The organism is Anabaenopsis sp. FSS-46 (genome assembly GCF_029891665.1).
Taxonomy (GTDB): domain Bacteria; phylum Cyanobacteriota; class Cyanobacteriia; order Cyanobacteriales; family Nostocaceae; genus Anabaenopsis; species Anabaenopsis arnoldii.
The window spans coordinates 1-15,353 of sequence record NZ_JANQDG010000005.1; the positions used below are offsets into that span (position 1 = coordinate 1).

Below are 15,353 nucleotides of genomic sequence, written 5' to 3' on the forward strand. Positions count from 1 at the left end.
GCAAAAATAAGGTGTAGATGTCTAGATTGCATTGTGCTGTCGAGGGTTTAGTAATTTCTCTCATTCTCCCATACCCATTACTAGACGACCCTTATTTATCAATGCACTATTTTGTTATTCTGTCAATGCGTAAGTCCTAAAAACTACCTACCTTGTGGACTAACAGTTATTTTGTTAGCACTGCTGGTAATGTTAGTAGTGAGGTCATCAAACGATATATTAAAGACCCGCATCACGCCAAAAACTAAAAATACCAAGGTGGTTTTAACCACCGATTCGCTTACCTCTCAGGGCTAAAGCCACTTAGTTTCTCGCTTACCGCGATATTCTTATGAAAAATTTAATTCCGATTTTGATATCTTTAATAGTGGCTATTTGGGTAGTGGCGATCGCTATTATCTCAGTCCAAAATGCCACACCTGTATCTTTAAAATTCTTAACATTTCAATCGATTCAAATCCCATTAGGTTTATTAATGGCATTCACTGCTGGTACAGGTTTATTGGGAATGGCATTACTACAGCCACTTTGGAGTATGGCAAATTCTCGGCGGAGTCAGTCCCTTGATGATGATGCCGAGTTTTTTGTTGATGACCAGGATTTTTAACCAGATTCGCGTAATTCTCCGCGGCTGTATAGTCTGGGGATGTAAGGGAGCCAAAAACGAAACGTCCTTAAAGCGTTTTTTTACCACAGGTGAAAGAGTTTTGAGAACAGTTAAATTTTTGGCAATATCAAGTTTTGACTGAATCTTGTAATGTTAGTATATAGCCTTTTTCAGGCTCATGAAGCACACACCAATTCCCTATTCCCTATTCCCTGTCCACTCAAACTAAAAAAAAATGTACCTCACGAGCATGGTAAATGCTATAATATGACTTAGGCAACTGGAAAGGAGGTGATCACTGATGGCGTTAGGTAGGGTTACTAGCTAGTTACTGTTTTATTAACTAATACTCACAAACACACACATTTGCTCAAGGGAGACACGATTCTTTTACCTTAGATGGGGCAATTCATACTTTCTTTGTCCGAAAGAATTTATCATTGCGAGAACTGCAGTTTTGAGATAGATAGGGATCTGAACGCTGCAATTAATTTATCGCGTCTGGCTAAGGCGTGAAAGTCTACACCAGGGATAACTGCTCCCATGCTCCCATTGAAGTAGAAAGTCAAGTCTAGTTTTGTCTAGGTTTTATATAGCAGCTACTACCGAGATTACCTGTGGAGTGGGTAAACCTCTTAGAAGTCATTCTAAGACCGCGATGAAGCAGGAAGTTAACACCAAAACTACCAACGTCCAGTTAAGTCTAGATATAGGTAGCCTTGGTTAGGTTTAACAGAGCGGTAGTTCATAATAAGTCCCGGTGATTGAGGCAAAGAATTGAAACTGGCTTTTATTATTGACCCCATCCATCAGCTTGACCCCTGTCATGATACCAGCATTGCTCTGATGGAAGCAGCACAAATATTAGGACATGAAATTTGGGTAACTCAGGCGAATCTACTGAGTGTGGTAGATAGCACAGCTTGCGCGATGTTACAGCAGGTGGAACTGGTTCCAATCCAGTTAGTGGAGGGAAGCTGGAGGGCGGTAAATCCTTGGTACAGGTTGAGCGATAGCTGTTTTACCTCCCTAGATAGAATGGATGCTGTGTTCATGCGGACAGACCCACCTGTGAATGATTCCTACCTCTACGCTACTTATGTTCTGGACTATATCGACCAAGACAAAACTTTGGTGATTAATCGTCCTAGTGGTATCCGCGGGGCGAATGAAAAAATGTATGCTCTCCAATTTACTAACGCTATTCCAGAAACTATTGTCAGTGCTGACAAAGAGTTGATCCGGAAATTTGTTGAGGCTAAGGGCGCAGCAATTATTAAACCACTGGGTAATAAAGCCGGGGAAGGAATTTTATTTTTACAATCAGGCGATCGCAATTTCAATTCCATTGTTGAACTCAGTACACTGCGTGGTCGATTACCAGTGATGGTGCAAACTTATTTACCAAAAGCTAAGGAAGGGGATAAGCGAATTATCCTGCTGAATGGAGAACCAATTGGTGCCCTCAATCGCCTTTCTAGCGGTAGTGATTTTCGTAATAATATGGCAGCTGGTGGTACTGTTGCTCCAACTACAATCACCGCCAGAGAGCATGAAATCTGTAGGGAAATAGCCGCCACCTTACGTCAAGATGGCTTAACTTTTGTGGGTATTGATGTCATCGGTGGTTATTTAACTGAAGTTAATGTCACCAGTCCTACCGGAATTCGTGAAATTGACCGACTAGATGACACTAGCTTGGGTGAGCAGGTGATTTCATGGGTTGAGGAGGCGCTCAAAACCGAAAAACCACATCAGTAATCCCCTAGCCAAGGCTTTACTTCCCGATGTGGACAATCAGGATGTTGTTCCTCTATTCAGGTAGATTGTAGCTAAAAGTTAACACCCCTACCTACAAGGTAGGGGTTTAGCCCCATCCCCCAAGACCTCGCCAACCATAAATTTTCAGTTGCTGCCAGCTAATTGCATAAGTTTTTGAAAGCAGTTCTATTAACTCCTGCTATAGGATAAATATGACTTTTAAGTGTTGCTGCGCTTAATGTGTTATCTGGGTAACACTACTACTGTGTAAAAATATTGTTTAGACACAAGCCATTGCCTGAGCCAAAAATACTTTACTTTTTTCCTGGTCTTTCTCGCCCATTGCCTAACTTCATGGTTTACGCCGATTGCGGAGAAAGTCGGGAATATTCAGTTCGGGGGGTTTTTCTTTATGGTTCGGTGTGGGGGGATTAACTGCAGGTTGCTGCGGTGTGGGACGTTTTGGAGTAGCTGTTACTCTGGCATTAACTACGTTTTGGCTTTGTGCAGCTTGTACTTCACCGGTAAACCCAGTAGCAATTACAGTAATTCTCACCTCCCCCTGGAGCCTGTCATCAATCACCGCGCCAAAGATAATATTGGCATTGGGATCAACTACTTCATATATTGCTTCGGCGGCCGCATTCACCTCATGTAGGGTGAGATCACTGCCACCTGTAATATTAAATACAACCCCTCTAGCTCCTTCAATAGAACATTCTAATAAAGGCGAAGAAATAGCCGCGACTGCTGCTTCTCTGGCTCTTGATTTACCAGAACTCACACCTATCCCCATCAATGCGGATCCCGCGTCTGCCATGACGGCTCTAACATCGGCAAAGTCAACGTTTACCAAGCCGGGGATGGTAATAATATCGGAAATCCCCTGTACCCCTTGACGCAGGACATCATCCGCATAGCGAAATGCTTCTTGTACTGGCGTTTGTTCTGGTATGACTTCGAGCAACTTATTGTTGGGGATAATAATCAAAGTATCTACTCTACTTTTTAGCCCTTCAATCCCTTGTTCAGCTTGGCTGGTGCGGCGACGACCTTCAAAAACAAATGGACGTGTGACCACCCCCACGGTTAAAGCCCCCATTTCTTTGGCTACCTCCGCCACAATTGGGGCTGCACCCGTACCCGTACCCCCTCCCATACCAGCAGTGATAAATACTAGGTCAGCACCTTCTAACGCTGTAGCAATCTCGTCTCTTGATTCTTCAGCTGCTTTTTGACCAATAGCAGGATTACCACCGGCGCCTAAACCTCGTGTGAGCTTTTGCCCAATTTGCAATCGACTGGGCGCGCCCGCCAAGGTCAAAGCCTGGGCATCAGTATTGATTGACCAAAACTCTACTCCTGCGACATCAGATTCAATCATGCGGTTAACCGCATTTCCACCACCACCACCAACACCAATCACTTTGATATTGGCCACCCGACCCGGAACAATCTCCCCAATGCGGCTTTCTTCCATAGACATCTTTTTACCATCATAGTTTTGCCCAAAGTTCAGCCCAGAGTTATTAAAAGGTTTGTTGGAATTAACTGCTAGGGGAAATCCCGGCTGTCCCAAAGATTGGGCTTTTTTATATATCAGATATTGGTTATTATCAAGCATTGAATTCAGAGTGGTAGATAAACGACTTTTTCAGGTATTTTTCCTCAAAACCTCCGTGTCTAGGCGGCCCTTGGCTAGAAAAATAATATTTCTCACCTAAGAGTCACCTATCGTTTGACACTGCCAAAATATATGGCGCTGTTCTTGATTGTGATGGCGATTCCCAACATTAACAAAATTGTAATTGCCTTCTCTGGCTCTGGGAAGAGGCTAATGACCCATTGGCTAAGGCTATAGGACATATAGGACAGCTAATTCTAGAGAACTATACCCAAATTTCCTGAAAATTTCTCTGTATAACTTCTAGTGAATATTTATTATCTTTATGGTTATATTGCTGATTTAGGGCATAATCACCTCTACTTTTTCTGGTTCATACTTGAGATTAGGAAATATTTCTAGGGATTTTGGGGGTGATCTTTGGGATCGATTTGGTTCATATGTACTAATGGAGATGCGGGATTTCTCAAATCAATGTACTTGATTTGACTAAAATCCATTTTTGCAGATAAATATCGCATTTGGGCGAGTATTTTGACTTTTCTGGTTAACTCAGGACTGAAAGCACCAATGTGTACATCTCCTAGTTGGGTTTTCAAAATTATATTGTTGGGATCTTGCCAATCAACCTCCATTATTTTCACGGGACTTTGAGTTAATAGTGGATAAACTTGACTCCAATAGGAGCGATACTGTTCTGGGGAACCAATAACTTTGAGACTCGGAAGTTTGATCTGGGGATGGAATAACTTGTATTTTTCTAAGGGCATCAAAACCCCATTACCATCTAATAAGCCCGCAGGGGAGTTTTCCCTTGGACTTTGAGATGTGACCTTGTCCACCGGCTGGAGTGCGATCGCTACGGGTACTCTTGGCTGTATTTCGATATTCAGTCCCGGTGGAAAAAGACGGCGTCGCACAGTTGCTTGTGCAATAGTCGGTTTTTCCTGCAAAGAGTTGGCGATCGCTTGGGGTTTAATTCGCCATAAAGACTGAGGATAGGATATCTCTAGTAATGACTCAATTGCCTCTGGGGAGAGTAATTGCTCACCTGATTTCACGATAATTTGCTCTTGAGCCTTGACTACCCATATGGGTTGGACTGCTACCCAAAACAACCCACCTGCTAAACCACTAATGACTACAGTGCGCCAAATCGCCTGAATTATTTTTACCCGATGCTGCCGACGTATTTGGTGACGGCGCTCGGATAAATCATTTCGGGAACCTGATACTGTGCCTGGCATTCCTTCCTCTTTATATTTGCGGTAAAAATTCGTGCTTGCGATCAGATCGTTTCTTTTCCTTAATTAACCCGTGAGTATCTATGAATCTTTTGCCTCCATTTTTGCATTTACATCCGCTACACCAATATTCAAGCCAGTATTAAGCTTCAACCTCTGTAGCCCTTGATAGCTATGATTATCTATGTAGTACAAACACCACTGAAACTAATGCACAATATTGTGCCAGATATGAAATCTGGGAGCCGCTTGTCAATTAATCATGCCTAGTACATTGCTGGCTAAATATTCTCGAATATGAACATATGTTCCTAGGGGAGCGCAGATCCTTCAATTTCCGATCACCAGTTATTATTTTGAGATTGTTAATAACACTTATAAAGGGATACAGCCTTAGCGTCAATACTGTTACTTTCAATTTCAATGGGTAATGATTGTGGCACAGAAAAGTCAAAGCTTGAAATCCCCCAGCAAATACCGATAAATTTTCGCCTTTAGCACTTCTCCTGCCTAGTTTTAACTCTGTGCATTCTCCCTTGGGGTCAAACACTAACATCCGCTAGTGATGACCAAAGGAGCTTGACATTTTGACCACCTGCCTGATTCTGATAGTATTTAGTATATCTATGAGTTAAGAGTTATGAAGAGTAATGAAGTTTTTTAAAATCTTAAAAAACTGATTACTCTTTTGCAGATCACGAACTCAAGGAGCGATCGCTCTCCAACAAATCATCGTTATTTACCGGTTCACGATCATTCTCCATGGCAGCCCCGGGCAAAGTGGCTAAAAAGGTTTTCAGCCTCATGCGCTCAATGTAAGGCCAGCCTCCTTCAGATTCAATGTCTTTGAGTAAAGAGTAGAGTTTCTGGCGATTATCAGGCAAACTCTGTTGAAAAGCACCATCCCGGATATCTCGATGTAACTGTTCTAAATGACGCAACAAGCCCAAAAGAGCGATGGCATCTCCTTGAGAAACGCTAGCTACATCAAGCACTGCTGTCGTGATGGCTTGCAATTTCTCAGATAACTTCCTAGATTCAAAACGTTCGTGGTTACTCATGGAACTATCTCCGTCTAAATGAGGCCTACTCAAATTTACCGAAGATTTTTAGCTTTCATTCCTGAGCAAAGGATAATCAGCGATGAGGAGCGCCGCTTGGCTTAACAGATGGGGGTCAGGGGCAGAGGAATTTATAGAGCCTCCAGTTTTCCAGATTACAGTCCACCATAGTTTATTATAAAAGACGGTCATCAACTCTAGCTCTGCCTCCCAGTCCGCTAAATGCAATCGCGTATTTTTTGATCAGATGAAAGAGCTTTGATCTTGAGTTAAAAAAAATCGTATGATCTGGCTAATTTCCCTATAAAGCAATGGGCTGTATATTATGTAGTATACTCCTACTTTATAATACACAACCATTTGGGCAACACCGAAAATGCCATAGGCATTAGTTTTACAACTTAGATATTAATTTTTGAAATTGAGGTTGACCATGAGGTATCGCGCTTTAATTGTTGCATTCTTGGCTGTATGCCTGGGGCTATTAACCGCTTGCAGTGATGCTCCCACTGCTTCTAATAGTAGGGATTTACTAACTTACGAACAAATTCGTGGCACTGGTTTAGCTAATAAATGCCCCCAACTAGCAGAAACTAGCCGTGGTTCCATTCCCATTCAATCAAGCCAGTCTTATATCATCAAAGAACTTTGTTTGGAACCAACAACTTTCTTTGTCAAAGAAGAACCTGCTAATAAACGGCAAGTAGCAGAGTATGTACCCGGTAAATTGTTGACCAGATACACCTCTACTATTGACCAGGTACAAGGTGACCTAAAAGTCAACCCAGATAATAGCCTGACCTTTGTAGAAGCTGATGGTTTGGACTTTCAAGCCATCACTGTAAAACTCCCCGGTGGTGAATCAGTACCTTTCCTGTTTACCATCAAAAATTTAGTTGCTCAAACACAAGCCGGTTTGACCAGTATCAATACCTCTACTGACTTTGAAGGTACTTTCAAGGTTCCTTCTTACCGTGGTTCGTCTTTCCTAGATCCTAAAGGTCGTGGTATCGTCACTGGCTATGATAACGCCGTGGCTCTTCCTGCCCAAGCTGATGATGAAGAACTCACCCGCGCTAATGTCAAACGGATTGAAACTCTTGATGGCACAATTTCCCTACAGGTAGCTAAAGTAGATAACATTACTGGTGAAATTGCTGGTACTTTCGAGAGCGAACAGCCATCTGATACTGATTTAGGTGCTGGTGAACCTAAAGAAGTCAAGATTCGCGGTCTATTTTACGCACGGGTTGAACCAAATCGCGCCTAAATTACCCGGAATGATTCGTAATTATTGACTGGATTATAAGACTTTACCCATTTGTTTCCCTTGATGTGAAAGCAAATGGGTTTTTTATCGGCTGGTTTGCTCATCATATTCAAATCCATGAAAGTTCCAATCCCATCGTTAATCTGGAACAATATGGTATTGAACTTGCGAGAATGGTAGGTAAAGAACCTGTTAATTCAGCATCCTCACATACTCCCGTCGAACCTTGTTAAAGATGGAAACTCAAAAAAAAATTGAATTTGCTGGTTTACCTCTAGCGGTTTATCGAGAAATCGCGGCTCATTTGCGTCAAATTGAAGGCGTACAAGTGGGTTTAATTCCCCAATCATCTTCCGAATTCGATTACAAGCAAAGTCAAATTGCTGGCTTAGAGATTTCTATGACATCCCATTTAGCTTCAGAAAGTCAGCAACGCCTAGAGGAAATTTTGGCCTACTATCGCAACCGCTATGATATTTGATCGTAAAAATTTACTTCCCCATTTTCTCTGATTTGAAGTGGCCCTAATCAGGGTCTTTTTTGTAGTTTTAATTCTTGAAATAATAAATCTAACGCAATACCACTGTTATACCACAAAAGTCAATACTCCATAAGTGAGATTTCATAAATTATTTAGGGCTGGTAAAGTGTTAATTTAAGATTACTCGTGATCACAACTAAATATACGCATATACTATAATTACAGCAGAATTACTGGCAGTCTCAAGATGACGTGATTTCCTGCATGATGTGCAATAATTCTTACATTATATTGGCGTGGCTGTCTCAGTGACTTTAACAAGAATTTCCCCGGGAGAAAAACTCACTCCTACACAACAACTCGGATTAAATTTGGTCTCTCGGCTCAGTAGTGGACGAGATGTAATCTTGGCTATTGATTTGACAGAAAGCGTTGGCTTGAATGATCAAGCTCGGATTCGGTTGCGTCAAATCGTTCAAGACAGCATTCAACCGGGAGACTATATCTACATTGTTCCTTTTGCTAGGGATTTGGTGTTAGCAGAATTGACAGCTAGTCTTAATCCTTTGGGAGAACCGATTAAGTATATTGATAGAACTGAGGAAAATATTGCACAACTATTGGAAAAAATTCCCTTAACATCTGATAGCAAGTATTACGGTACAGATATTCAGCGCGCTGAGTTAAGGGTTTATCAAGGTATTGCTCAAATTAATCATCATCGCTTGCAAAGAAGACAAGCAATTAAGCCACAATCTGTTATTTGGTTAACTGATGCACCTTTATTTACAGAACCGGGAATTACCTCAGATGTGTGGATAGAAACCCCTGCTGAGAGTCCATTAAGAATTGCTAGTTCTCCAGAAAGTCAAGAACGACAAGCTTGGATGGAAATATTACCCATGAACAAGCGATCGCTCTCCATCACCACAGGGGAAAATCAACCATATACATTAACTGTTGTTGATATTGATCCCACAGTTCAAGAATTTTGCACACCAGCACCAGGTAATCGAGAAACTTGTTTAGTTAATCCCTATTTAAGGCAACAGTTATGGCTCCCAGGTTTAATTTTACTTTCAATCCTCGCTAGTTTATGCGCTTGGGGATATAAACTACACCGATCACAGAAAAATTGGCAATTATCTATAGAAATTCCAGAACAAGAAGAACAAATATGTCGGTTAAAGAATAAGCAAAAAATCGCCATTGGTCAAGACGACGGAACTTATCCAGACTCTATCCCCTGTCCGGGTGGAGAAGTCCGAGCCTACTTAGAACGACAGGGAGAGAAACTCTACTTAGTCCCCTTAACTTCAAACTTACCACCGATTCATTATAACGGACGGGAAATTGCCTCCCGTACCCCCATCTCTGGGTCTAAATTTAAGCTCAATTGTCCAGATAATCGCCAACGCGATTATGAAATGAATATCCAAATCAAAAAATAGTCTATAGAGGAGTATTTCTATGAACGCAGCGAACAATGAACAACAATATCAAGGAATTAACCGCACAGTTTGTATAGGATTAGGTGGAACTGGTAGGGATGTTTTAATGCGAATTCGGCGCTTAATAGTAGACAAATATGGGGATTTAAAAAAGCTCCCCATTGTCAGTTTTGTCCACATTGACACCGATAAAGCTGCCACTCAAGTCAGTGGTATTCGCACCGGTAGTATTTATCATGGTGTTGATCTAAGTTTTCAGCAATCAGAAAAAGTCACCGCTACCATGTCATCCAGAGAAGTGACTACCTTTGTTGAAGGGTTAGAAAGGCGTTCAGAATACAACGATTATGGACCCTATGACCACATTGGTAGATGGTTCCCACCCCAATTATTACGTAATATTAAAGCAGTAGAAGACGGTGCTAAAGGGATTAGACCAGTAGGAAGATTGGCTTTTTTCCACAACCACCAGAAAATACAATTAGCTATCAAGAACGCTGAAGAACGTACCAGAGGACACGAGGCTTATTTACTCAGATCCGGTCTCAAAGTAGAGCCGGGATTAAGTATTTTTGTAGTGGGTTCCCTGTGCGGTGGTACAGGTAGCGGGATGTTTTTGGATATCGCTTACAGTCTCAGACATTTTTATGGTGATCATGCTAGATTTTGCGGTTATTTAGTGATTAGTCCGGAACTGTATGGCAATGCTCCCAGCATGAATGCTAATACCTATGCTGCTCTCAAAGAACTAGACTACTATAACCGTCCAGGGACAAAATTTGAAGCTTGTTATGACATCCAAAATCCTGTGTATGTGAGCGAAAAACGTTCACCCTTTGATTATACTTATTTAGTTTCTCATCAAACCAGCGGCGAATATACAATCCTCAACCAAGGTAAATTATGCAACGTTATTGCTCATAAAATTTCCCTTGATTTTAGTAGTGAATTAGCACCAATCATTAAAGGTAACAGAGATAACTTTTTACAACACATTATTGATTGGGATAAACACCCCCGTCCTAATCCCCAGCGTTACCTCACATTTGGATTATCCGCCATTTATTTTCGCCGTGATGCCGTAGTCGAAATTTCCTTAAACAAAGTTGGGTTAGAACTGGTGAATTTTTGGTTGAATGGTAAAAGTCAAAGCCCAGATCCCCGGGATTTACTACAGCAATTTCTCCTAGAGTGCCATTGGCATAATGACCTGGTTACTAGGGATGGTTTAATTACTAAACTAGCAGAGGGAGTGGAAGAATACAATAGCACATTTAACAACAGCATTATCACATGGAAAAATAAAATCAATAAGTTAATCAATGAGTGTGAACATAAGGACGACAGAAATAATTTACGTCAAAGAGTACCTAAAGAATTCCGTGATCAATTCCGTAAAGTACAACCAGGAGAAACTGAAAGTACTAGAGGACAATGGTTAACCAAGTTAATGGAATTAACTCCTAACTTAACCAAACAACTCCAGGGTGATATTCATGATTATCTCACTCAGCTACTTACACCCAATAAGTCTAATTTTTCCCTCAAAAGTAGCCGTGATTGGTTAGATGCACTGCAACATGAGTTAAACGATTACCAACGGGATATACAAGCGTCTCTCAATGATTTTGCGAACATGAGAACACCTGAAGACGTAGATAGAGTCTGGGCTGAAACTGACCAGGTTCTTACAGATATCGAGGCTAAATTTGTCATCCCCAAATTTAATAATAAAAATCAACAATTTCAAACAGAAATTAAAACAGCTTTGCAACAAGTTCAGAAAATTATCAAACATAACTTTGACTTAACTGTACGACAGGAAGCACTACGAGTTGTCAAGAGACTGCAAACATACGTACAGGAGAAAATTAGTCAGACTAGTGCTTTTGACAGCCTATTAAATGACTTAAAAAACATTTACGAAAGACAAGATAGAGAGTTACGGGATTTGAATTTTGATGAAATGAGTGGTGAAGCCATATTTGATGATGAAGACATCGAACGCTGTCACCAAACTATGTTACCTGTAGATGACTTACGTTCCCAGTTAGCCCTGATCAGTTCAGAAATTACAGAACCAAGTGGTAGAGGAAAGTCTTTGACCAGTTTCTTAGAGAAGGAACGCACCACCCAAGAACTGCTGCAAACAGAGATGAATTTGAGAATTGACAGTATGTTTGCTTCACGGGGTACTAATATTGTCAAATCCGTAATTAAGCGCTTCATGCAAAACTACTCAACAGCACGTTCAACCCGTTTAGCACAAATTATGGAAGAAGCTAAACCCCTATTACCACTGAGTTTGAGTGATCCATATTTTTGGGATGATCCTGGTAAAACTAGTCAATTAGTGGGCTTTAAAGATACCGATGAATTAGAAGTCAGACAGTTTAAATCTTTGCTGACTACAGATTTAGGGATTTCGCCAACAGTCTTAAAATCCTTGCAAACTGAGGATGAAATTTTATTTGTCAATGAGTATGGTGGGTTTCCTCTGAGATTAATTAATAGTCTGGAAAGAATGCGTAACTATTACCTCAGGGAACAGAATTCCCGGAGCGCTTCTCTACATAATGATTACCGTGTGGTTTTCCCAGATATTATTCCACCAGATGCAGTGACAATAGAACAATTAGAAAATGTTTTCTATCCCTGTCTAGGTCTACAACTATTGCAGACCAACCCGCAAAATCAGCAGTTAGAGTTTACATATTATGATGGTTTGCGCGACTGTTACTCCACAGCTGCTCTCAGTTCAGAATGGGGACAGGCTTTAGAGGAACTGGCGAACCGTCAGGATATGAAATTAGCTTTGCAAGGTATTTTAGATCAGGAAATTTCTGTTATGGAAAGACAACCTGAACTGTGGAAAAGTGAATATTTACCCAAATTCAACAGCTTTGTCAATGAAGTTGACAAGTTACCACAGGAACATCCTAACTATCCTTACAGGAATGCATTAATTAACAATCAAAAAGGAACTAAAGAAGGAATTATTCTCAGGTTCCGCAGAAAAATGAATGATAAATTTAATTCCCCAACTCCAGAAAATAGTTTACCGCAAAGCTTAGATAGCAGAAGATCTCTTGTGGGCGAGATAGTAGATGGTGAATCGGTGCAATATACCGATACTGGGGCACAAATGCGGTTAGACTTAAAGAATTTACAAGACCTTTTAGGGGATGGCCTGATTACTCAAGAAGATTACGAGCGTCAAAAACAAAGAATCTTAGACCAATTCTTAAATTAATTTCGTTTACTAAGCATCCTCTCACACATTTGATAATCAGGGAAGTATCATGACATCAATACCAGGGGAATTAATTTTGGCTACCCTCGTGGTCATTGTTATACCATCCATACTTACTATCTGGCTGCGTTGGAGTTTGTATAAGTATTTGCAAGATGTAGCGGAGAAAGTACAAAGACTAATTAATGATGCTCCACGAGGAGTACAACCTAAAATAATCACCACACTAGAAAGCAGATTTCAAAAAGCTAGCATTCAGTTGGATAAAGTTAATACAGCCGCATTAATCGAACAAGTTTATAGTCAAGAAAAGTTTAAAGGTTTTTCTATTGAACAAATAGAATATTTGTGCCGCATTATCCCCAATTTGCTCTTAGCTTTTGGGTTACTGGGTACTTTTTTTGGCATCACAATTAATTTATCTGCCCTCAGTGAAACCCTAAATAATACTGCCGCTACCAATCTTAATGATTTAGTAGGACAAATACAACAATCATTATCTGGGATGAGTATTGCCTTTGTCACTAGTTTGACGGGATTGTTCTTTAGTGCGGCGCTAACAATAGTTAACTGGAAATTTAATACTAGCGCTCTTAAGTATCACGTTATCAGTTCCTTAGAAGACTATTTAGATAATATTTACCTGCCTGAAGTTCAAGGTGATACTCGCCTTGATAAAATAGTCAATAGGATGGTAGAACAGCAGGATGAGTTTTTAACTAAATTTGGTGTGACTGTGCGAGATGCGGTGGAAAGTTCTATGGCTAAGGTCGCAGAACAAATAATCGCAGGGAATCAGCAAGCGACAGATTTGGCCAGACAAGTTTATGAAAAGTTTACACAGTCAGCAGGTACTATATCTGCTGCTGCGCATCAGTTTGACATTGCCATACATCAACTCAATGGTAAATCTCAGATATTTAAAGATGCGGCGAACATCTTTGCTAATAGTCAATTTCCTGAGAAGTTATTAGCAGCGACTAATAATTTAACCCAGATAGAGGAGAGATTTTCTAACTCTGCTGGAAGTTTAGCTAATACAACAACATCATTTAATTCATTGGTAGTTCAATTGCAAGCACTGGGAGAGGAAATTAAGAGCGTTAATCAAATATCATCCCTAATATTAGATTTAAATCGTATTAATCAAAAGTCTCTGGGTGAGATTATACCTCAACTTAAGGAAGGATCTGATAGTTTTGCGATCGCAGTAACCAGACTTGAGCAATTAGAAAGTAACCTGATGAATAAGGATGGAAGTTTAGAGGCGATTTCCGGGGATTTACGAGATTTTATCCAGACAATAAATAATCAAGCTGGTAATATTTCTCAGGAAATGGTCAATGGCTTTGCTAAAGCTGTAACTAGAATTGAACAATTAGAAAATAACCTGATGGATAAGGCTAAAGGTTTGCAGCAAATTACTTTAGATATGCAAGGCTTCGTAGAAATTATCAATAAACACGCTGGAACAGTTAATACATCTCTGGGTAATATATCTCAGCAAATAGATAGGAATTCTGAAAACATATCACGGTTAATGAATAGTAGTAATTCTACTCTGGTTACAGAGTATCAGAATATAGGTAACCTATTGCTGGAAGGTGTGAACAAACAAACAGCAGTAAATCAAGATATCAATGGTAATTTGCAAGATTGTATTCACCATCTCAATGATGCTAAACATGAAATTTATCGGTTACGAACGGAAGTAAAAAGCTCAACATTGAAACCCGAAGATCAAATCATAGATACTTTTACTCATACCTAAACTTTTGATTGGGATGACGCATTACAGAGGAATTAAATAGGAAAATATGGCTAGACGTTGGCAACGTAATGATTATCATGAAGAATTAAATATTTCCACAGCTTTTACAGATTTAATGTCTAATGCCTTTATGATACTGCTGTTGTTTTTGTTACTTTTTATCATTAGGTCATTTGTTAATCAAAAACCGGAGTTAGTAGATAGGCAACTAGAGACACCCCCAATTATTCTGATTCCAGATGACCCTAAGCATAGATTTGATTCTGGAAGTGCAAGAATTAACCCCCGGTTTTATAATTACATTGCGACAAAAATCTTACCGGAAATTGAAAGGGCAAGTAAACAGTATAATATCGATATTATAGAGGTGATCGGACATACTGACGGTCAGCCTAATGGTAATATGCCCAGTAACCTAGACTTGAATTTAGAAAATGTTGCCCGTGGTGGATTGGAATTAGAGAAACTGCAAGCGGGTTCTAATGCTGATTTGGGGTTAATGCGTGCTTTAGCGGTAGTCCAACAGCTGCGTAATATTCAGGTTAAAGAAAAAAAACTTCCGGGATTGTCCTTCCGTGCTTATTCGGCGGCTCAGTTAATATTACCTAGTGGGGAATTTGCTCCCATACTACGTGCACCAGATCAGAACCGCCGCCGCATTGAAATCCGTTTTACCCGGTTGGGTGAAGAGCGAACCGTAAAGTAGTTTAAGTTATTGTGAAGCAGATTCTCAATATTAGGGTATTTGTAGACAAATGCTAACATTAGGTGAGGAAATTGCTAGTTACTGAGGTAAACTTGCAAGCAATATCATCCACAATCTTACTCGG

11 protein-coding genes and 2 pseudogenes are annotated in these 15,353 nt (G+C 40.3%); 10 read left to right on the plus strand and 3 right to left on the minus strand.

Annotated features, from left to right (window positions below; all coding sequences use genetic code 11):
• Positions 1-143: 143 nt before the first annotated feature.
• The 4 genes and pseudogenes from NWP21_RS00420 to gshB all read left to right on the plus strand — a co-directional run.
• A pseudogene (locus NWP21_RS00420) lies at positions 144-248 on the plus strand (transposase); the annotation flags it as partial.
• Between the two features lie 83 nt (positions 249-331).
• A complete protein-coding gene (locus tag NWP21_RS00425; protein WP_280791198.1) occupies positions 332-607 on the plus strand; it encodes a LapA family protein in 276 nt (91 codons plus the stop codon).
• A gap of 414 nt (positions 608-1,021) precedes the next feature.
• Positions 1,022-1,123, plus strand: a pseudogene (locus NWP21_RS00430) (zinc ribbon domain-containing protein); the annotation flags it as partial.
• A gap of 261 nt (positions 1,124-1,384) precedes the next feature.
• Complete coding sequence (gene gshB, locus NWP21_RS00435) at positions 1,385-2,368, plus strand: glutathione synthase (protein WP_280791199.1); 984 nt, start codon at positions 1,385-1,387, stop codon at positions 2,366-2,368.
• A gap of 352 nt (positions 2,369-2,720) precedes the next feature.
• On the opposite strand, the gene ftsZ is transcribed toward gshB, so the two are convergent.
• From ftsZ to NWP21_RS00450, 3 genes are all read right to left on the minus strand, one after another.
• Positions 2,721-3,992: a cell division protein FtsZ gene (gene ftsZ / locus NWP21_RS00440; protein ID WP_280791200.1), complete on the minus strand. Its 1,272-nt coding sequence runs from the start codon at positions 3,990-3,992 to the stop codon at positions 2,721-2,723.
• Between the two features lie 398 nt (positions 3,993-4,390).
• Positions 4,391-5,239: an FtsQ-type POTRA domain-containing protein gene (locus tag NWP21_RS00445; RefSeq protein WP_280791201.1), complete on the minus strand. Its 849-nt coding sequence runs from the start codon at positions 5,237-5,239 to the stop codon at positions 4,391-4,393.
• Positions 5,240-5,931: 692 nt separating this feature from the next.
• Positions 5,932-6,297 carry a hypothetical protein gene (locus NWP21_RS00450; protein WP_280791202.1) on the minus strand — a complete coding sequence of 122 codons (366 nt, stop codon included), beginning with the start codon at positions 6,295-6,297 and terminating at the stop codon, positions 5,932-5,934.
• A gap of 433 nt (positions 6,298-6,730) precedes the next feature.
• Here NWP21_RS00450 and NWP21_RS00455 point away from each other — a divergent pair, with 433 nt between their 5' ends.
• The 6 genes from NWP21_RS00455 (at position 6,731) to NWP21_RS00480 (ending at position 15,229) form a co-directional block, all read left to right on the plus strand.
• Positions 6,731-7,567 (plus strand): photosystem II manganese-stabilizing polypeptide, encoded by an 837-nt coding sequence (locus NWP21_RS00455; RefSeq protein WP_271733856.1) that lies wholly within the window; start codon positions 6,731-6,733, stop codon positions 7,565-7,567.
• 235 nt (positions 7,568-7,802) lie between these two features.
• Positions 7,803-8,048 carry a hypothetical protein gene (locus tag NWP21_RS00460; RefSeq protein WP_280791203.1) on the plus strand — a complete coding sequence of 82 codons (246 nt, stop codon included), beginning with the start codon at positions 7,803-7,805 and terminating at the stop codon, positions 8,046-8,048.
• Positions 8,049-8,356: 308 nt separating this feature from the next.
• Entirely contained in the window at positions 8,357-9,499 is a 1,143-nt protein-coding gene (locus NWP21_RS00465; RefSeq protein ID WP_280791204.1) for a VWA domain-containing protein, read from the plus strand.
• Between the two features lie 19 nt (positions 9,500-9,518).
• On the plus strand, positions 9,519-12,752 hold the full coding sequence (locus NWP21_RS00470) for a tubulin-like doman-containing protein (protein ID WP_280791205.1): 3,234 nt from the start codon (positions 9,519-9,521) through the stop codon (positions 12,750-12,752).
• A 49-nt stretch (positions 12,753-12,801) separates the two neighbouring features.
• Positions 12,802-14,523, plus strand: coding sequence for a hypothetical protein (locus tag NWP21_RS00475; RefSeq protein WP_280791206.1), 1,722 nt, complete (start codon positions 12,802-12,804; stop codon positions 14,521-14,523).
• 46 nt (positions 14,524-14,569) lie between these two features.
• The gene (locus NWP21_RS00480; RefSeq protein WP_280791207.1) at positions 14,570-15,229 is read left to right on the plus strand and encodes a flagellar motor protein; all 660 of its coding nucleotides are present in this window, start codon (positions 14,570-14,572) and stop codon (positions 15,227-15,229) included.
• Positions 15,230-15,353: the final 124 nt, after the last annotated feature.

Excerpts from the sequence above, each read along its gene's own strand:
- NWP21_RS00425 (WP_280791198.1), top strand. The coding sequence starts at position 332 with ATGAAAAATTTAATTCCGATTTTGATATCTTTAATAGTGGCTATTTGG.
- ftsZ (WP_280791200.1), bottom strand. The coding sequence starts at position 3,992 with ATGCTTGATAATAACCAATATCTGATATATAAAAAAGCCCAATCTTTG.
- NWP21_RS00445 (WP_280791201.1), bottom strand. The coding sequence starts at position 5,239 with ATGCCAGGCACAGTATCAGGTTCCCGAAATGATTTATCCGAGCGCCGT.
- NWP21_RS00450 (WP_280791202.1), bottom strand. The coding sequence starts at position 6,297 with ATGAGTAACCACGAACGTTTTGAATCTAGGAAGTTATCTGAGAAATTG.
- NWP21_RS00455 (WP_271733856.1), top strand. The coding sequence starts at position 6,731 with ATGAGGTATCGCGCTTTAATTGTTGCATTCTTGGCTGTATGCCTGGGG.
- NWP21_RS00460 (WP_280791203.1), top strand. The coding sequence starts at position 7,803 with ATGGAAACTCAAAAAAAAATTGAATTTGCTGGTTTACCTCTAGCGGTT.
- NWP21_RS00470 (WP_280791205.1), top strand. The coding sequence starts at position 9,519 with ATGAACGCAGCGAACAATGAACAACAATATCAAGGAATTAACCGCACA.
- NWP21_RS00475 (WP_280791206.1), top strand. The coding sequence starts at position 12,802 with ATGACATCAATACCAGGGGAATTAATTTTGGCTACCCTCGTGGTCATT.
- NWP21_RS00480 (WP_280791207.1), top strand. The coding sequence starts at position 14,570 with ATGGCTAGACGTTGGCAACGTAATGATTATCATGAAGAATTAAATATT.